We start from the raw sequence: 17,957 nt of genomic DNA on the forward strand, positions 1-17,957 counted from the left end.
CGTGGCCCAAGTCCCCAACAAATCCGAAAACGCCATGCGCAAGCAGCACGAGTTGCCCATGTCTTTTGCAACACGCAGACAACTGACCCTGGGTTTGGGGCTGGGTGCCTTGTGGCCTTGGGGCAGCGCACAAGCCCAAAGCCCCTCCGAAGCAGCCCTGGAAGCCATGGCACCTGCCATGCCGCGAGTGGGCGACGTTTTGAAAGTGCCGTCCATCCGTTTGCTCACGGGCCAAGACTTTCTACACGAACGCCAGCCTTTGCTGCTGTATTGGTGGTCCAGCACCTGCCCATTTTGTGCCCTGCAAAGCCCCAGCATGCAGGCCTTGTGGCAGTCGCAAAAAAGTCGGGGCCTGCGCATGCTGGCCTTGTCCATCGACAAGAAGACCGAAGACGCGCAGGCTTACCTGCAAAAACGGGGTTACACCTTCCCGGCAGCTTGGGCCAGCCCCGAGTGGCGCAAACAATTTCCCAAGCCCAAAGGCTTGCCCATCACGCTCTTGATGAACAGCCAGCACCAAGTGCTGCTGGCTGAAAAGGGCCAAATGTTCGCCGAGGACGTCGAGGCCATCCCTCGCTTGCTCTGAACACTTGGCCCTTTGGCTTTACAGCCCGATCACACCACCATCTTTGCGGGTGATCACGATGGTGGCCGAACGTGGGCGGCCTTGTGGACCATAACCCGCATTGCCTGGCCACATGCTTTGAGGTGCCGCGCCCGAAGCCAATGGCTTGGACAATTCACCTGGGTGCTGGATGTTGACAAACAAGGTACGGCCATCAGCGGTCTCAGTGATGCCCGTGACTTCTGCACCTTGGGGTGCCACCAGGAATCGGCGCAGCTTGGCTTCGCCCAATGCAGCGCCCACAAAAGTCTCTTGCGTGCCGCTTTGCTCAGTACCACCCACCACCATTTTGTTTTTCACGGTCACTTTGCCGCCGTCGCCCACTTGGCCCGGAATGGCGGCCAGCATCATGCAGTTGGTCTCGTCGGTGAAAGCGCCGTCGTCGGTCTGGATCCAGCAAATGCCGGTGGCTTTGCTGAACCACAAGCCGTCTGGCGAAGAAAACGAATTCTTGGCGGTCAGGCCCGACAGGTTGGCATCGCCCGAGTCTTCTTCAGCGCCGAACAAGAAAATGTCCCACGCAAAGGTCTTGGCCGCGGCTTGGCTGCCGGCTTCCTTGAAGCGGATGATGTGGCCGTTGGGGTTGCCTGCGCCTTTTTTGCCGTCCATGTCCGTGTAAGCACGGGGGTTGGCCGGATCGACTTTGGCAGGTGTGCGATTGGATGCGCTGTTGTTGGTCAACGCGAAGTAAATTTCACCGTTGCGGTGGTTGACAGCACCCCACTCTGGACGGTCCATCTTGGTCGCACCCACGGCGTCTGCTGCAAAGCGGGCATTGACATACACATCGCCCTGGTTGGCGAACTTGTAGGCGCTGTTATTGGCGATGCGCGGATCAGCGATCGTCAGCTCCAGCCACTCACCTTGGCCCGTGGCGTTGAAGCGTGCTGCGTACAGCTTGCCCTCACTCAGGTACTTGTCACCGGCCACCAATCCACCACCCACGTCGCGGGGGTCCCACACCGCTGTGCTCACGAACTTGTAGATGTATTCGTTGCGCGAGTCGCAGCCCATGTAAAACGCCAAAGGCTCGCCTGCCTTGGGCACACCACAAACGGCCGCTTCGTGCGCAAAGCGGCCCATGGCCACGCGCTTGGCGGGTGTGGAGTTGGGTGACAAGGGATCGATTTCGACGTTGAAGCCAAAAGTGTTGGCTTCGTTGCGGAAGTCTTTTTCTGCGTTGGCGCCAGTGGCCGCCAAGTTCCAACGGGCAAAACGGTCGTCAGTGGCCGATACGGTGTGCCAGCCTTGGCTGGCAGCTTTCTTGACACCCGCTGCGGGTGCGGCAGAAGCGACGCCGTAGCGCTTGCGCGAAGCCACCTCTTTGGCAGGGAGTGCAGCGCCATTGGCCGTGGCTTGAAAATAGTAAGCCCAGTTTTCTTCACAGCCCAAATAAGTGCCCCAAGGTGTTTTGCCATGGCCGCAGTTGTTCAGCGTGCCACGCGCCATGGCGCCTGCAGTGTCCCAGCGGGTGACCATGAAGCTGCGGATCACATTGATGTCGGCGCGGGGGCCGCTGATGCGCACGGGGGTTTGTGCAGTGATGCGGCGGTTCAGCGGCGAGTCTTGCTTGATGCGCCAGCCTTGGGGCGTCTTGACAATCTCGACCACTGACACACCGTGGTGGTTGATTTCTTTGAGCACTTCCAACTCAGGGCGAGTACCCAAGTCCCAGTTGCCGAATTGAGAAAACTTTTTGCCAGCCTTGCCGTTGGACGTTTGACCGTTGGGGTGCATGAAATGGGCGTCGGCCGAGCTTTCGTGGTTCACACACAGCACAGCGCGACTGGTTTCTTTTTCGGAATAACGGCCGTTGGCGTCGATGTAATAGATGTCCATGCCGTCGTGGTGATCGCCCACGCGGCGCGACCAGTCGTCGGCTTCCGTGCCCTTGTTCGAATAAGCGGCCAAGGCCGAGTCCAGCGCGTCGCCTGTAGCGTGCAAAACACTGTATTGGTAGCCGGGTGGCAGCATCACGTTGTCGAGCAAGCTCTTTTCAACAGAGGGAAAGCCCAGCGCCTTGGGCGCAGCGGCCATGCCCGAAGTCAAAGTGGCGCAACCGGGCAGCATGGCCAGGCCAGCCAAGCCCAAGCCACCGCGAAACAAACCGCGGCGCATGGGGTTTTGCAGGGATTGGCTCAGGACATCCTGGAAATGGGGGTTGTTTGAGGTGTTGTGAATGGGGTCGTGGTCGTTGTGTGACATGTCGTATTTAAAGGGTAATTTCAATGAGAAGTGCCCCTTGCGGGGCACTCAAGGTTTTAGCGATGCTCAGTGGGGATCAGAGACCGATCACACCACCGTCTGTGCGGGTGATCACGATGGTGGCAGAACGTGGGCGACCTTTCGGGCCGTAACCTGCGTTGCCTGGCCACTGGCTGGTGTGTGTGAAGTCCGTGGCTGTACCAATTGCGGTGGTGTTTTCACCAGGGTGCTGGATGTTCACGAAGATGGTTTTGCCGTCGGCCGTTTCCGTGATCCCGGTGACCTCAGCACCTTTGGGTGCCACCAAGAATCGGCGCAAATTGGCTTCACCCAAAGCTGCACCGATGAAGGTATCTTGCTTGGCCGTTACTTCGGTGCCGCTGACCACCATCTTGTTCTCGACACTGATCTTGGAGCCATCGCCCACCTTACCAGGAATGGCCGCCAACAACATGCAGTTGGTTTCGTCGGTGTAGGCACCGTCATCGGTCTGAATCCAGCATATGCCCGTGGCCTTGGAGAACCACAAACCGTCTGGCGAAGAAAAGCTGTTTTTGGCCGTCAAGCCCGAGAGGTTCACGTTGGCAGGCATGTCCTCTTCGGCGCCAAACAAGAAGATGTCCCAGTTGAAGGCCGTTGCGGTCGACAAATTGTCTTTTTCTTTCCAGCGGATGATGTGGCCGTTAGGGTTACCTGTGCCTTTTTTACCGTCAGCATCTGCATAGCCACGTGGATTGACGGCATCGGTTTTGCCGGGCGTGCGGTTGGCGCTGCTGTTGTTGGTGAGGGTCATGTAGATCTCACCATTGGCAGGGTTGACTGCGCCCCACTCAGGGCGGTCCATCTTGGTGGCGCCCACGGCATCAGCGGCGTGGCGAGCATTGATGAACACATCGGCCTGGTTGGCAAACGAGTAGGTTGCGTAGCCAGAGATGCGCGGATCGGTGATTGTCAGCTCGATCCAAGTGCCTGTGCCATCGGCATTGAATTTGGCAGCGTACAGCTTACCTTCGTTCAGGTACTTGTCACCGGCAGCCATACCACCACCAATGTCTTTCTCGTCCCAGTTGGCGGCAGATACGAATTTATAGATGTACTCGTTGCGAGAATCACAGCCTTGGTAGACAGCCAATGGCTTGCCCACAACCGGCAGACCAAAAACCGCAGCCTCATGGGCAAAACGGCCCATGGCCACGCGCTTGGCAGGTGTGCCATTGGTCAGCGGATCGATTTCGACGTTAAAGCCAAAAGTGTTGGGTTCGTTGCGGAAGTCGTCCGCTGCACCGCTGCCAATTGGGGCGATGTTCCAACGTGAAAACCGGTTGTCGGTCTCAGAAGGTGTGTACCAGCCTTGGCCCGATCCGGATGTGGCGGTGGCAGACAGTGCTGCACGGGCTACGCCATAGCGGCGACGTGACTCGGCAGTTTTGGCATCTACTGCATTGGATCCCACGGGCATGTTGAAATAAACCGCCCAGTTTTCTTCGCAAGCCAGGTAAGTGCCCCAAGGGGTAATGCCGTGGCCGCAGTTGTTCAAGGTGCCGCGAGCGGTCGCGCCAGTCGTGTCAAACGCCGTGACCATGAAATTCTTGATGTCGTCCATGTGTGCTGCGGGGCCTGCGATGCGCACAGGGGTTTGGGCTGTGACACGGCGGTTGTACAAGGAGTCCACCACATAGGTCCAGCTTGTATCGCTCTTGCGCAGTTCGACGACCGACACACCATGGTGGTTGATTTCTTTGAGCACTTCCAGTGCTGGACGAGTGCCCAAGTCCCAGTTACCAAACTGCGAAAACTTTTTACCATTCACGCCGTTGCTGGTTTGGCCATTGGGGTGGAAGAAGTGGGCATCGGCCGAGCTCTCGTGGTTCACGGCCAACACAGCGCGGTCTGTGGGCTTGGTGCTGTACTTGCCGTCAGCACCGATGTAGTAGAAATCCATGCCGTCGTGGTGGTCACCCACACGCATGCTCCACTCGTCGGTCTCAGTGCCCAAGTTGGAGTAAGCAGGGATGCTCGAGACCAAACGGTCACCTGTGGCGTGCAACACGGTGTAGGTGTAGCCAGGTGGCAGGATCACGTTGTCCAGAATGCTTTTGCCAACGGCTGTGAAAGCCAAGCCTGCAGCAGGTGCGCTTGAGCTGCTGCCACCACAGGCGGCCAACATGGGCAAGCTGCCCACAGCCAGCAAGCCCACACCGCCTTTGAAGAGGCTGCGGCGGCTGATGCTGGCTTGGGCCAGCACATCGTTGAAATGCTCGTTGTTCGAAACGTTGGTGTTGTCGTCCGGATGATGCGCCATGTTGAAAGCTCCATTGGTTTGAGGTGAGAAAGATGGCTTATCTTTGTCAATGGATGTGACTCTTCAATGACGATGTTTAAAAAACTAAAAATTTTTATAAATTCACATAATCGTCATATTGACCTGTACCAATTCATCCTTTCACGTCCATCAGGTGAAGCCCATGCTGTCTGGTCATATCCAATTTTTAAAACCACTTCTGGTGTTGACGATGCTTGGCCTTTTGAGCGCGTGCGGTGGCTCAGCTTCGGGAGCTACAGCGGCGGAAGGAACAGCCCCGGTGACCATCCCAGTCACGGGAGCGGTCATGCTCAGGGCACCGGTTTTGTCTTTCAACGACACAGGCATCAGCGTGACCGATGGCGTCACTCAAAACGGTTTGTGGGCGGTTGACAGTGCAGGCATCGACTGGGAGTTTTCTTTGGACATGGGCGGCACCTGGAGCCGAGGCGTTGGCTCCACGTTTGAAGTCAAGGGCGATGGTGCCAAGATGATTTGGGTGCGTGCCTACGATGAGGCAGGCAATACATCCGAGATCGTTCGGGTCAACTGCGTGTTGGACACCACACCACCTGCTTCTGTTGGGGCTCAAGCCCGGACAGAAGGCGTGACCAACACGCTGCAGCTCTCAGGCATAGAGCCAGGCGCCCGCTGGGAATATGCGCTTGACCCACAAGGCGCATGGATGCCCGGCAGGGGCGCAAGCTTGGGAACATTGGGCAACGGCATCTCCACCGTGTGGCTTCGTCAGGTGGATATGGCTGGCAACGCCTCTTCGCCTGAAGCCTTTGACTTGATCAAGGCTGACAGGCTGAGTCATGAGGCCTCAGGTGACCCCTTGCAGCCCAGTGTGTTGGCGCAAGGTCTGCAAACCATGCTGATCCATGGGGTGGTGGTGCGAGGTGATGCCGACTATGTGCGGTGGGACACTCCCGAAGGTCAGCAGCTGTTGTCGGTCAAATTGGTGCAGTATGTGTCAGAAGACGCCATCGCTTTTTATGCGTTGCAACGCAAGCAAGCTTTTGATGCGGGCATCGATGTCTCGCGCATGCTGGTTTACGGTCACATGGGGCCCAGTGATTTGGGGCGCAATGTATTGGCCAATGTACCCAAGACTGCATTAGGTGAAGGGGCCATGACGCTGTGGTTTCAACAAACCGGTCCGCTGCCGACCCAATACGCCATCGAGGTGGTGCTCACACCAGCGAATTGAGCTGCTGCCCGGATAGTCTAAAAGCTCATCGAAAACGCCATTTCACGCCCACCTGCAATCTTTTGCTTTGCGGCTCAAAAGCACCTTGGACCTCTCCACCCACGATGACCAAATGAACATCCGAATCGTCCAGCCAGGCCCAACGGGCATAAGGCTGCAGCTCGCCCATCGCGGTCTTCAAGTGGGTGCTGGCTTGCACATATGCGCCTTTGCGCTGGGTATTGCGAACATCTTGCAAACTGGCATTGACTTGCGAGAGTTTGGACTCATGCGTCCCCCACAACAACCAACCAGCATCGACGGCCCATGGCCGCTCGCCAAGCGACTGCCAGCGCACAGGCAGCCATATTTGGGTGGACAGTCGGTCATAACCACCAAAACCCAAACTGGTTGTGCCGCGCAAGAAGTTGAAGTGGGTGTGCAGTGCCAATCCGTATTGCCATTGCGGCCATGTCTGTGAGCTGGTGAGGACGCGCCATCGCGTGTCGATGTTGGGCACAGCCTCCAAGGTGCCCGTTTGTGTGCTGCTGTAATTTTGCAACGCCACAGCAGCGTCGGCCTCCAAACGGTAAGCCCCTTTGTTTGGACTTTGCCAGTGCAAACCCAGCTCCGGGCCTGACAGTTGCATTTGTGATTCGCTGTAATGCTGCCAACCCAAAGCCAATTGCCAAGTACCTGACGGCGCTTGAGACGCCGTCTGTGCCATCGCCTGGGCCTGAGCCAACAAAAGTACGCACGCAGTCAGCACAGGCTGGGTCCAATCCTTGGAACACATTTTCGACAGGAATATCATGGCGAGGCCTTCGTTGACAGGTATCTGGCGACCCAGACCCTTTGGATGATGCGCGAAGTCTTTGACTGTTTGAAGACATGGCCCCTCAGTCTCAACCCACACGACCCAAGTTACAAAATCTCCCGCACTTCGTCCGTTTGTCATCGAACTGACACGTTCAGCCGTGACAATTCGATAATCATCGATATGTGGAATAAGGATCAGCCATGAAAGTCGGCATCAACGGAATGGGCCGCATCGGCCGTTTGGCCCTGCGTGCGGCCATGGGCGCTGCCGAGCGCCAATCAGACGACCCTCGCGCAGGCAACCGCCTAGAGGTGGTGCACCTGAACGAACTCAAAGGCGGCGCAGCGGCCACGGCGCATTTGCTGGCGTTTGACAGCGTGCAAGGCAAATGGCGCGAGCGCATTGAGGCGGAAGGCGACAGCCAGATCCACATTGGCGATCGCACCCTGGGCTTTTCGTCGCACTCCAACCCGGCCGATATTCCTTGGGGCGATATGGGTGTGGACTTGGTGCTGGAATGCACGGGCAAGTTTTTAACGCCCGAGACGATTCAGGGCCATCTGGACCGCGGCGCCAAGCGAGTGATCGTGGCCGCCCCTGTCAAAGTAGGCGATGTGCTGAACATCGTGGTGGGCATCAACCACACGCTGTACAACCCGGCCAAAGACCGCATCGTCACCGCCGCATCCTGCACCACCAACTGCCTGGCCCCGGTGGTCAAAGTTGTTCACGAAGCCATTGGCATCCGTCACGGCCAGATCACCACCATCCACGACCCGACCAACACCAACTTGGTGGTCGATGCCCCACACAAAGACCTGCGCCGCGCCCGCAGCGCCATGGTCAGCCTGGCCCCCACCACCACCGGCAGCGCCACGGCGATTGCCTTGATCTACCCCGAACTCAAGGGCAAGCTCAATGGCCACGCGGTGCGTGCCCCGGTGCTCAACGCATCGCTCACCGACTGTGTGTTCGAGATGAAGCGCGAGACCAGTGCCGAAGAGGTCAACGCCTTGTTTGCAGCAGCTGCAACAGGCCCATTGGCGGGCATCTTGGGTTACGAAGAGCGCCCCTTGGTGAGTGCCGACTACGCTCGCGACACGCGCAGCAGTATTGTGGACGCGTTGTCTACATTGGTGACCGACGGCACATTGCTCAAGGTCTACGCTTGGTACGACAACGAAATGGGCTACGCCTGCCGCATGGTCGATTTGGCTTGCCACATGAACGAAGTCGGCATCTGAGATGAACGCGGCTGAACGCCATTACGGCATCGTCACCGCGGCCTATTGGGGCTTCACCCTGACCGACGGCGCTTTGCGCATGTTGGTGCTGCTGCACTTTTACAAGCTGGGTTACTCGCCGTTCACGTTGGCGTTTTTGTTCTTGCTCTACGAAGGTGCGGGCGTATTGGCCAACCTGATTGGCGGCTGGCTGGCCACGCGGTATGGCATTGCCCGCATGCTCACCGTGGGCCTGGTCACACAAATCATCGGCTTTGGTTTGCTCTCGGCCCTGCAGCCGGAGTGGACAGCGGCCATGTCGGTGGCTTGGGTGGTGTTGGCGCAAGGCGTGTGCGGTGTGGCCAAAGACCTGACCAAAACGGCCAGCAAATCGGCCATCAAGATCACGCAGGCGCAAGCCAAAGACCAAGGCAATGGGCAACTGTTCAAGTGGGTGGCCTGGTTCACAGGCAGCAAAAACGCCATGAAAGGCTTCGGCTTTTTTCTGGGCGGATTGCTGCTGGAGACACTGGGTTTTCAGGGCTCGCTCTGGGCCATGTCCGGCCTGTTGGCCTTGGTGCTGGTGGGTGTGGTGAGCAGCTTGCCACCGATGATGGGCAAGAGCAAACCATCGGGCTCGGCCAAAGAGCTGTTTGCCAAAAACCCAGGCATCAACGCGCTGGCGGCTGCACGCGTGGCGTTGTTTGGGGCGCGTGATGTGTGGTTTGTCGTGGGTGTGCCCGTGTTCCTCTACTCGGTGGGATGGACTTTCACCATGGTGGGCGGCTTTTTGGCCGCGTGGACCATTGGCTATGGCCTGGTGCAGGCGCTGGCGCCTCAGATCGTGCGCCGCAGCGCCGATGGCCTGAGCCGAGAAGTGCCCGCTGCACGCTGGTGGTCGGCGGCTCTCATGCTCATTCCGTTGGGCATTGCCGCAGCCATGTGGCTGCAAGCGCCGCAGCTGCAGTGGTGGGTGGTGGGGGGCCTGAGTCTGTTTGGCTTTGCTTTTGCCATCAATTCATCGGTGCACAGTTATTTGGTGCTGGCCTATGCTGGCTCTGAAAAAGCGGCTGAAGACGTGGGCTTTTATTACGCGGCCAATGCACTAGGTCGATTCATGGGTACGCTGCTGTCGGGCTTGCTCTACCAATGGGGTGGCCTGATGTATGCGCTCTTGGGCTCGGCTTTGATGCTGCTTTTATGCTGGCTGGCCACGCTCAGATTGCCCATGGGCTTGCTCACCCACACACCTGCACAAAAGGCCGCGCCATGAACCCCGTTTCTTTATTCAGCGTCATGGACGAGGACGTGGCCGTCAAGGCCTTGGCGGCATTGGCACAAAGCTCGCGCTTGAAGGTGTTTCGTGCCATCGTGGGCACGGGGCCAGAGGGCATCCAGCCCGGGCAGTTGTCCGCTGCGCTCGACATTCCGGCCAACACGCTGTCGTTTCACCTCAAAGAACTGCACCACGCGGCCTTGGTCAGTGTGCAGCGCGAGGGCCGTTTTTTGCGCTACCGCGCCGACCTGGGCGCCATGCAAAGCCTGATGGACTTTTTGACCGCTCACTGCTGCCAGGGTGTGCCCTGCGGCGATGCCATCAACCTCACTTGCGAACCAGGCCGCTGCTGAGTCTGCACATCGCTGCGCTGATGCGGCTTCGCCCTCTGTGGGAGCACACCCCGTGAGCGATGGGCGTGGCACACGCCCTGCAAAGCATCACCCACGGAGGGCTTCTCCAAAAAATCGGCCAAGCTTGAGCTACAACAAAGCTGATGCCCAAAGGCCGTTCTTTTTAAGCTGACAATCGGCCATGGGCATTTTTGAACGCTTCTTGTCGATATGGGTGGCTTTGGGCATAGCGGCCGGGGTAGGCTTGGGCCTGCTGGTGCCCGGACTGTTTCAGGCCGTCGCCGGCCTTGAATTTGCCCACGTCAACCTGGTGGTGGCGGTGTTCATCTGGGTGATGATTTTCCCGATGATGGTGCAAATCGACTGGAACGCCGTGAAAGACGTGGGCCAAAAGCCGCAAGGCTTGCTGCTCACGCTGGTGGTCAACTGGCTCATCAAGCCCTTCACCATGGCCGCACTGGGCGTGCTGTTTTTTCAACACCTCTTTGCGCCCTGGGTCGATCCGCAATCGGCCCAAGAATACATCGCCGGCATGATCTTGCTGGGCGTGGCCCCTTGCACCGCCATGGTGTTTGTGTGGAGCCAACTGGTCAAGGGGGACGCGAATTACACCTTGGTACAGGTCTCGGTGAACGACCTCATCATGGTCGTGGCATTTGCGCCCATTGCGGCCTTTTTGCTGAGCGTGACCGATGTCACGGTGCCTTGGGAAACCCTGGTGCTATCTACTGTGCTGTATGTGGTGTTCCCGCTGGCCGCAGGCATGCTGTGCCGGCGTCTGTGGCTCGCTCGCGGTGCTGAACACTTGCCGCGGCGCATGGCCCAACTCAAGCCCTGGTCGGTCACCGGCTTGATCGCCACTGTGGTTTTGTTGTTTGGCTTTCAGGCGCAAACCATCGTCGACAAACCTTTGGTGATCGCCATGATTGCCGTGCCCTTGGTGCTGCAGACCTATGGCATTTTCTTCATCGCCTGGTGGGGCGCGCGCAGGCTCAAGCTGCCACACAACGTGGCTGGGCCCGCTTGCCTGATCGGCACTTCCAACTTTTTTGAACTCGCGGTGGCGGTGGCCATCTCACTTTTTGGTCTGAATTCGGGTGCAGCCTTGGCCACGGTGGTGGGCGTGCTGGTAGAGGTTCCCGTGATGCTGTCTCTGGTGGCCTTGGTCAACCGCTGGGCTCCGCGCAAGGAAAAGCAGCCCAGCGCCTGAGCGAGTCCTGCAAGCCGGCCCACGGGCCAGATTCGCAGACCTGTCATCTGTATTTCACAATCCGGTCACATAATCCTCACTTTGCCCGACCGCCCTCGCCCACCCCACACCATGCAAACCCATTCCCTGTACGCCGCCATCGACCTGGGCTCCAACAGTTTTCGCCTTGAAATTGGTCAGATGGATGCGGGGCAGCTGCGGCGCGTTGAATACATCAAGGAAACCGTGCGCCAAGGTAACGGCCTGGACAGTGAGCGCAACTTGAGCGAAGACGCCATGGCACGGGGCTGGGAATGCCTGGCCCGCTTTGGCGAACGGATTGCGGGGTTTGAGCCTCACCAAGTGCGCGCCGTGGCCACCCAAACCTTGCGCGAAGCCCGCAACCGCGAGGTGTTTTTGGCCAAGGCCAAACAGATGTTGGGCTTTCCAATCGAAGTCATTGCCGGGCGCGAAGAGGCCCGCTTGATTTACCTGGGTGTATCGCACCTGCTGCCTCAGTCGGACGAGCGCCGACTGGTGGTGGACATTGGCGGGCGTTCGACTGAAATGATCTTGGGTCAACACGAAACTGCCAGCACGCTCGAGTCCTACCGCGTGGGCAGTGTGGGCTGGTCCATGAAGTACTTTCCTGACGGCTTGTGGACGCCCCAAGCCTTCAAGGCCGCCGAGATTGGGGCCTTGGCCGTGCTTGACGAGGCGCACATCCTGTTCAATCGCCAACACTGGGACACCTGTTATGGCTCTTCGGGCACCGTAGGCGCGGTGTCTGACGTTTTGACTCAGGCAGGATGGCCCGAGGGGCGGGTCACACGCGACGGTTTGAATTGGCTCAAGGAGCGCTTGCTCAAAGCTCAAAAACCTGAGAACTTGCGCCTGGACGGCGTCAAGGAGGAACGAAAACCCGTGATCGGCGGTGGTCTCGCCGTGCTGCAAGCGGTTTTTGACCTGCTGCAGATCGATGAAATGCATGCCGCCCAAGGGGCCTTACGACACGGCGCTTTGTATGACTTGATCGACCGCGAAACGCCACAAGACGTTCGTTCGTCCATGGTGAGCTGGTTGGCCCAACGATTTGGCACCGATGGACAACAAGCCGAACGGGTCTCGCGCACGGCCCAGGGCTTGCTGCAAGCCATGATGGCCTCGGGGCGCGCCGATGTGCCCCAGAGCGAGCGCCAGCGCCATTTGCAAAAACTTCACTGGGCCTGCCAGCTGCACGAAGCGGGCATGCGCATCTCGCACAGCGACTACCACAAGCACGGTGCCTACATCCTGGACAACACCGACCTGCCCGGCTTCACCCTGGACGAGCTGCACCGCCTAAGCCAACTGGTGCTGGGCCACCGGGGCAAGCTGCGCAAACTCGAAACCGAGCTGCAAAACACCCGCTTTGTGCAACAACTCATGGCGCTGCGCATAGCGGTCATCTTGTGCCATGCCCGGCGCGACCCGGATTTGTCTGGCTTGAATATCCAATGTGATGCAGACAGGCGAGTGGCCAACCTTCAGATGGACAGTGACTGGGCAGAGCTCTGGCCCCAATCGGCTCATTTATTGCGTGAAGAGAAGAATGCTTGGCAAAAAACAGATTGGATTTTTCAGGTGAACGTCAACTGAATTTCCTGATTTTTGAACGCCATTTCTTGCTCTTGGAAAATCAACGGTATAAACTGTATGCACCGTTAATTTTTTAAGGCTGATTTTCATGAACGACGCAACCACTCCGGCAGTCCCGAGCACCACCAACACGACCACCACCCCGCCAGCGCAAACCGACAAGCCTGCGGTCAAAACTGCCGCCAAACCTGCTGCCAATGCAGCATCCAAGGCCGCTTCCACTTCCAAGATTCCGGTGAAAGCGCCGCGCAAAAGCGCGAGCCCAGCGGCCAAACGCCAACCTGTCAAAACCACATCGGCACCTGCAACCCCAGTAGCAGTAGCACCAGCAGCGCCCGCCAAAGCCAAGACCAGCCCGGCCAAAGCACCTCAAGCCAAAGCTGCAGACAAGAAAAAGGCTGCGGCTCCAACCAAGGCTGCCAAAGAGAAAAAAGTCAAAGTGGTGCGCGACAGCTTCACCCTGCCCAAGACCGAGCTGCTGCAAATTACCGAAATGAAAAAACGCGCCATGGCTTTGGGCGTCGAAGTCAAGAAAAGCGAGCTGATCCGTGCAGGCCTGCAGGCCCTGGCCGGCATGGCCGACACCGCTTTCAAGAAAGCCATGGCCAACGTGCCGACCATCAAAACCGGTCGTCCTGCCAAAGACTGATGCTGTTTTAGAGCGCGCTGCTCACAAGCGCTCTGGGCAAGTCACGGCCAACAGCACGGTTTGCGATTGGCCTTCGCGGATGCGGTGGCGCAGCCACCACACCGCGCCTTTGCGGATGGCGCAGGCGGCCTCGGGCATGCCCAGCAGGTGCGCCACCATGCCGCCCAGTGCTGGTTGGTGGCCCACGAGCAAGACCGGGTAACGCGCCTCGGGCCAGCCGGATGTTTCCAGCACGTCAGCAACGCTTGCCCCAGGTGAGAGCGCATCGCGCACTTTGTATTTGCGGCTCAAGGCTCGCACGGTTTGCTCTGCCCGCACGGCCGGACTGCTGAGCACTCGGGTGCCTTGCGGCAACTGCGCATCCAGCCAGACGGCCATGCGATCGGCCTGTTTGCGCCCACGTGGTGTCAGAACCCGCCGCATATCGTCCTCACCGGGCTCGGCTTCATGGGCTTCGGCATGCCGCCACACGATCAAGTCCATGGCGCTCACTCCCGCACAGGCGATGCGTCGTAACGCTGCATCAGCGCTTGTTGCGCACCGGGCCCGGGAGCCGTCAGGCCCACGCGGTGGTACTGACCGTCTGGCGCCAAGTCCCAAGCGTCGCGCTTGTCGTGCAAATAAGCAATCAGGCATTCGTCGATGATGCGCTGGCGCAGCAAAGGGTCGGTCACGGGCCAAGCCAGCTCGATGCGGCGCATCATGTTGCGGCTCATCCAGTCAGCACTCGACAAATACAGCGATTCGTCTTGGTCGGCGCAAAAGTAAAACACCCGAGAGTGCTCCAAGAACCGGCCAATGACCGAGCGCACCCGGATGTTGTCGCTCAAACCGTCCACCCCGGCGGGCAGCATGCAAGCCCCACGAACGATCAAATCGATCTTGGCGCCTTTTTGTCCAGCCGCCAACAAGGCCGCCATCAGAGGTTGGTCGGTCAAGGCATTCATCTTGATGACGATGCGACCGGCAGCGCCTCGCGCAGCGGCCGCACCCACCGCCTCAATGAGGGTCAGCATGTGGGCATGCAGGGTGAAAGGTGCAACCAGCACGCGCTTCATCTTGGGCAAGCGGCTTTGGCTGGCCAGGTGGCCAAAGAGTTGGTCCATGTCAGAGGTGATGTCGGCATCGGCCGTGAGGTAGCTGATGTCCGTGTACAGCGCAGCGGTGCGGCGGTTGTAATTGCCAGTGGACAGGTGACCATAACGACGCAACACACGGCCTTCGCGGCGGGTGACCAAGAGCATTTTGGCGTGCGTCTTCAGGCCCACGATGCCGTAAACCACCTGAGCCCCAATCGATTCGAGTTGTTCGGCCCAGTTGATGTTGGCCTCTTCGTCAAAACGGGCCTTGAGCTCCACCACGGCCGTCACCTCTTTGCCCCGGCGCACGGCCTCGCGCAACAAATCCATCATGGTCGTGTCGCTGCCTGCGCGGTAAATGGTTTGTTTGATGGCCAGCACATTCGGGTCCATCACGGCTTCACGCAAAAAGGCCAACACGCCATCAAAACTTTCAAAGGGCTGGTGGATCACCACATCGCCTTCTTTGAGCCGGTTAAACACCGACCCTTGTCGCGGCAGCTGCACCGGAAAACTGGCTTTGAAAGGAGGAAACAGCAGTTCAGGCGCGGGCACCAAATCGATGAGTTGCATCAGGCGCACCAGGTTCACCGGGCCATTGACCCGGAACACAGACGCCTCGGGCAGGCGAAACTCCTTGCGCAAAAATTCAGCCAAACGGGGCGCGCAGTTGGACGACACCTCCAGGCGTACCGCCTGGCCATAGTGGCGATGCTGCAGCCCTTGGCGCAGGGCCATGCGCAAGTTGGCGATCTCGTCTTCGTCAACCGCCAGGTCCGAGTGGCGCGTGACCCGGAACTGAGAAAACTGCCCGACCTCACGGCCCGGGAACAACTCGGCCAGATGAGCGCGGATCACGCTGGACAACAGCACAAAGGCTTTGCAGCCTTCGCACAAACGGTCTGGCAAGGGGATCACGCGTGGCAACACACGCGGCACTTTGACGATGGCGATTTCGTTGGCACGTCCAAAAGCGTCCTTGCCCGACAACTGCACGATGAAGTTAAGCGATTTGTTGGCCACTTGCGGAAAAGGATGCGCCGGGTCCAACCCCACTGGCACCAGCAAAGGCTGCACTTCACGTTGGAAGTAGCTGCGCACCCAGCGCCGTTGCTCGGCATTGCGCTCACCATGCGACAAGAGCCGATAGCCGTGGCGCTGCAACGTGGGCAGCAAATCATCGTTGTACAACGCGTATTGCCGTGCCACCATGGCGTTGGTTTTGTCGGCAATGGCCTCCAAGCTGTTGTTGGTGTATTGGCCTGACTTGATTTCTTGCAAGCTGCCCATCACATGTGGCTCAGCCCGAACCTCAAAAAACTCGTCCAAGTTGGACGACACGATGCACAGGTAACGCAAGCGTTCAAGCACCGGCACCTCAGGGCGGTGCGCCCAATCGAGCACACGCTCGTTGAACGACAAAATACTCAGATCGCGATCCAACATCCCTGGAGCAGGTTCTGCCGATATGTTCTGTGAAAGTGATTTGACCATCGCACACCATTGAATAAATTCAATTCATTCTAGGAAGGCATCAAGTCAGTTTGATGACAATGGTGTGAAACTGTGTGCTGGTTTTCCCTAGCCCTTGATGAACCTCAAGACAGCATGGAACAAGGTGCAGCTTTAGGTCGCAGCCGCCTGTGCAGGCACCGAGTTGACCACCACCGCCTGACCTGCCCAGTGAATGATTTCCAAACGACCGTCGGCATGCTCGACCAAGGCGGTGCGGCTTTCTACCCAATCGCCATCGTTGCAGTACAAGGTGCCGTTGACATCGCGGATTTCAGCGTGGTGGATATGGCCGCACACCACACCATCGTAGCCCCGGCGCTTGGCCTCTTGCGCCACCGCCACCTCAAAGTCGCTGATGAAATTGACTGCTTTTTTGACCTTGAGTTTGAGGTAAGCCGACAAGGACCAATAGGTCAGGCCCATCCGAGCCCTGTAGCTGTTGAGGTGGCGGTTGATCCGCAAGGTCAGCTCATACAACCAGTCGCCCACATAGGCCAACCACTTGGCGTACTGAATCACGCCATCAAAATGGTCGCCGTGCACCACCCACAGCTTGAGGCCTTTGGCCGTGGTGTGGACTGTGTCGTGCAGTACTTCGACCCCACCAAACGCATGCCCCACAAAATGTCGAGCAAACTCGTCGTGGTTGCCCGGTACATAAATGACGCGGCACCCTTTGCGCGCACGGCGCAACAGCTTCTGCACCACATCGTTGTGACTTTGCGGCCAGAACCAACGCCTGCGCAATTGCCACCCGTCTACGATGTCACCCACCAAGTACAGCACATCGCTGGGGTGGTGCTTCAAAAAATCGAGCAAGGCTTCGGCCTGAAATCCGGGCGTGCCAATGTGCAGGTCCGAAATGAAAATAGCCCGCAATCGGGGCCGATCTGCGGGCATAGGGTCTTCATCAGGGTCTTCCGGCCCCTGATTCAAGAGAGGCCCTAACACAGGCAAAGTTTGAGCCAAGCGATCATCTGCCCCCACGTAAGAGGTTTTAAACAACCCAGCAGCAGGCGAGGCTTCGGTGATGGTTGTCATAAAGCCCCCAAGGAAAAGTGCTTGCGGTAGCGCTGGGGCAAATCGGCTGTGCGCATCAGCATGGGCAGATCGGCGGTATTGAAGTCCGGGTCCCATGCGGGTGCACCCAATACTTTGGCGCCCAGACGCAGGTAACCCTTGATGAGCGCTGGCGGCTCGATGGGCAAATGGGCGTCCAACTCTTCAACGGGCAAGGGCAGGCGTGGCCTGACATGGAACTGGATGTCAGCCAAATGGCTTTGACGCAACTGGTGCCAGATGCTGGCCGCAGCATCACCCGTCACCAGCCCGTTGTGCAGCATGGGAATGCTGGCGCAACCGATCATGGTGTCCAAGCGGTTGCGGTCCATGAACTCAAACAGCGCACCCCACAATGCCATGATGACACCACCGTGGCGGTGATCCGCGTGCACACAGCTGCGGCCCAACTCCACCATGCGGCTGCGCAATCCACGCAAGCGAGTCAGGTCAAACTCGGTGTCACTGTAAGTGCTGCCTGCTCGCTTGGCCTGCACTGGCGTGAGCACCCGGTAGGTGCCAATCACTTGGCCTGAAGCGCTGTCTCGCACCAGCAGGTGTTCGCAGTAGTCGTCAAACAAATCGATGTCGTGGCCAGGCACTGTCTTGGGCAAACGTGCACCGAGTTCGGTCGCAAAGACTTGGTGCCTCAGACGCTGCGCTTCCCGAACTTCGTCGAGATGCTGCGCCCAGCTGACTTCAATGGTGCTTTGCACACGCCGAGGCAAAAATTCCAAACTGGAGACAGCGGACCTCGGATGAAGTGACCCCCTGGGCAATTGAACAGGGGACAGTGCGAAGGTGGGGTTCGGTAATTCTTTCATGGCTTCAG

General features: G+C 58.6%; 15 protein-coding genes. 8 read left to right on the forward strand and 7 right to left on the reverse strand.

The window, feature by feature from the left end:
* The first annotated feature begins 1 nt into the window (after position 1).
* Positions 2-586, forward strand: coding sequence for a TlpA disulfide reductase family protein (locus B9Z50_RS01970; RefSeq protein WP_108362008.1), 585 nt, complete (start codon positions 2-4; stop codon positions 584-586).
* Between the two features lie 18 nt (positions 587-604).
* On the opposite strand, the gene B9Z50_RS01975 is transcribed toward B9Z50_RS01970, so the two are convergent.
* Together B9Z50_RS01975 and B9Z50_RS01980 are read right to left on the reverse strand one after the other, a co-directional pair.
* Positions 605-2,830, reverse strand: coding sequence for a PhoX family phosphatase (locus B9Z50_RS01975; RefSeq protein WP_108362009.1), 2,226 nt, complete (start codon positions 2,828-2,830; stop codon positions 605-607).
* Positions 2,831-2,906: 76 nt separating this feature from the next.
* The gene (locus tag B9Z50_RS01980) at positions 2,907-5,132 is read right to left on the reverse strand and encodes a PhoX family phosphatase (RefSeq protein ID WP_108362010.1); all 2,226 of its coding nucleotides are present in this window, start codon (positions 5,130-5,132) and stop codon (positions 2,907-2,909) included.
* A 280-nt stretch (positions 5,133-5,412) separates the two neighbouring features.
* On the opposite strand from B9Z50_RS01980, the gene B9Z50_RS01985 reads away from it, so the two are divergent.
* Positions 5,413-6,345: a hypothetical protein gene (locus B9Z50_RS01985; protein ID WP_146183139.1), complete on the forward strand. Its 933-nt coding sequence runs from the start codon at positions 5,413-5,415 to the stop codon at positions 6,343-6,345.
* A 25-nt stretch (positions 6,346-6,370) separates the two neighbouring features.
* Here the strand turns inward: B9Z50_RS01985 and B9Z50_RS01990 are convergent, their stop codons facing one another.
* Positions 6,371-7,138, reverse strand: a complete 768-nt coding sequence (locus B9Z50_RS01990) for a hypothetical protein (protein WP_158270612.1) — start codon at positions 7,136-7,138, stop codon at positions 6,371-6,373.
* Between the two features lie 206 nt (positions 7,139-7,344).
* Between B9Z50_RS01990 and B9Z50_RS01995 the strand changes: the two genes are divergently transcribed.
* The 6 genes from B9Z50_RS01995 to B9Z50_RS02020 all read left to right on the forward strand — a co-directional run bounded on the left by B9Z50_RS01995 (position 7,345) and on the right by B9Z50_RS02020 (position 13,472).
* Positions 7,345-8,388, forward strand: coding sequence for an ArsJ-associated glyceraldehyde-3-phosphate dehydrogenase (locus B9Z50_RS01995; protein WP_108362013.1), 1,044 nt, complete (start codon positions 7,345-7,347; stop codon positions 8,386-8,388).
* 1 nt (position 8,389) lies between these two features.
* Positions 8,390-9,640 carry an organoarsenical effux MFS transporter ArsJ gene (gene arsJ, locus B9Z50_RS02000; RefSeq protein WP_108362014.1) on the forward strand — a complete coding sequence of 417 codons (1,251 nt, stop codon included), beginning with the start codon at positions 8,390-8,392 and terminating at the stop codon, positions 9,638-9,640.
* 23 nt (positions 9,641-9,663) lie between these two features.
* Positions 9,664-9,996 (forward strand): helix-turn-helix transcriptional regulator, encoded by a 333-nt coding sequence (locus tag B9Z50_RS02005; protein WP_108362500.1) that lies wholly within the window; start codon positions 9,664-9,666, stop codon positions 9,994-9,996.
* A gap of 181 nt (positions 9,997-10,177) precedes the next feature.
* Positions 10,178-11,206: an ACR3 family arsenite efflux transporter gene (gene arsB, locus B9Z50_RS02010; protein WP_108362015.1), complete on the forward strand. Its 1,029-nt coding sequence runs from the start codon at positions 10,178-10,180 to the stop codon at positions 11,204-11,206.
* 111 nt (positions 11,207-11,317) lie between these two features.
* Positions 11,318-12,823, forward strand: a complete 1,506-nt coding sequence (locus B9Z50_RS02015) for a Ppx/GppA phosphatase family protein (protein WP_108362016.1) — start codon at positions 11,318-11,320, stop codon at positions 12,821-12,823.
* 88 nt (positions 12,824-12,911) lie between these two features.
* Positions 12,912-13,472, forward strand: coding sequence for a hypothetical protein (locus B9Z50_RS02020; RefSeq protein ID WP_233249714.1), 561 nt, complete (start codon positions 12,912-12,914; stop codon positions 13,470-13,472).
* A gap of 21 nt (positions 13,473-13,493) precedes the next feature.
* On the opposite strand, the gene B9Z50_RS02025 is transcribed toward B9Z50_RS02020, so the two are convergent.
* The 4 genes from B9Z50_RS02025 to B9Z50_RS02040 form a co-directional block, all read right to left on the reverse strand.
* Entirely contained in the window at positions 13,494-13,955 is a 462-nt protein-coding gene (locus B9Z50_RS02025; RefSeq protein ID WP_108362017.1) for a histidine phosphatase family protein, read from the reverse strand.
* A gap of 5 nt (positions 13,956-13,960) precedes the next feature.
* On the reverse strand, positions 13,961-15,997 hold the full coding sequence (gene ppk1 / locus B9Z50_RS02030) for a polyphosphate kinase 1 (protein ID WP_233249715.1): 2,037 nt from the start codon (positions 15,995-15,997) through the stop codon (positions 13,961-13,963).
* Positions 15,998-16,177: 180 nt separating this feature from the next.
* Positions 16,178-16,966: a UDP-2,3-diacylglucosamine diphosphatase gene (locus B9Z50_RS02035; protein WP_108362502.1), complete on the reverse strand. Its 789-nt coding sequence runs from the start codon at positions 16,964-16,966 to the stop codon at positions 16,178-16,180.
* Positions 16,967-17,103: 137 nt separating this feature from the next.
* A complete protein-coding gene (locus B9Z50_RS02040; RefSeq protein WP_108362503.1) occupies positions 17,104-17,949 on the reverse strand; it encodes a GNAT family N-acetyltransferase in 846 nt (281 codons plus the stop codon).
* Between the last annotated feature and the right edge of the window lie 8 nt (positions 17,950-17,957).

The sequence above is a fragment of the Limnohabitans sp. Bal53 genome (assembly GCF_003063355.1).
Lineage (GTDB): Bacteria > Pseudomonadota > Gammaproteobacteria > Burkholderiales > Burkholderiaceae_C > Limnohabitans_A.

Excerpts from the sequence above, each read along its gene's own strand:
- B9Z50_RS01995 (WP_108362013.1), top strand. The coding sequence starts at position 7,345 with ATGAAAGTCGGCATCAACGGAATGGGCCGCATCGGCCGTTTGGCCCTG.
- B9Z50_RS02005 (WP_108362500.1), top strand. The coding sequence starts at position 9,664 with ATGGACGAGGACGTGGCCGTCAAGGCCTTGGCGGCATTGGCACAAAGC.
- B9Z50_RS02025 (WP_108362017.1), bottom strand. The coding sequence starts at position 13,955 with ATGGACTTGATCGTGTGGCGGCATGCCGAAGCCCATGAAGCCGAGCCC.
- arsB (WP_108362015.1), top strand. The coding sequence starts at position 10,178 with ATGGGCATTTTTGAACGCTTCTTGTCGATATGGGTGGCTTTGGGCATA.
- B9Z50_RS01990 (WP_158270612.1), bottom strand. The coding sequence starts at position 7,138 with ATGATATTCCTGTCGAAAATGTGTTCCAAGGATTGGACCCAGCCTGTG.
- B9Z50_RS01975 (WP_108362009.1), bottom strand. The coding sequence starts at position 2,830 with ATGTCACACAACGACCACGACCCCATTCACAACACCTCAAACAACCCC.
- B9Z50_RS02015 (WP_108362016.1), top strand. The coding sequence starts at position 11,318 with ATGCAAACCCATTCCCTGTACGCCGCCATCGACCTGGGCTCCAACAGT.
- B9Z50_RS02020 (WP_233249714.1), top strand. The coding sequence starts at position 12,912 with ATGAACGACGCAACCACTCCGGCAGTCCCGAGCACCACCAACACGACC.
- ppk1 (WP_233249715.1), bottom strand. The coding sequence starts at position 15,997 with ATGTTGGATCGCGATCTGAGTATTTTGTCGTTCAACGAGCGTGTGCTC.
- arsJ (WP_108362014.1), top strand. The coding sequence starts at position 8,390 with ATGAACGCGGCTGAACGCCATTACGGCATCGTCACCGCGGCCTATTGG.
- B9Z50_RS02035 (WP_108362502.1), bottom strand. The coding sequence starts at position 16,966 with ATGCCCGCAGATCGGCCCCGATTGCGGGCTATTTTCATTTCGGACCTG.
- B9Z50_RS02040 (WP_108362503.1), bottom strand. The coding sequence starts at position 17,949 with ATGAAAGAATTACCGAACCCCACCTTCGCACTGTCCCCTGTTCAATTG.
- B9Z50_RS01980 (WP_108362010.1), bottom strand. The coding sequence starts at position 5,132 with ATGGCGCATCATCCGGACGACAACACCAACGTTTCGAACAACGAGCAT.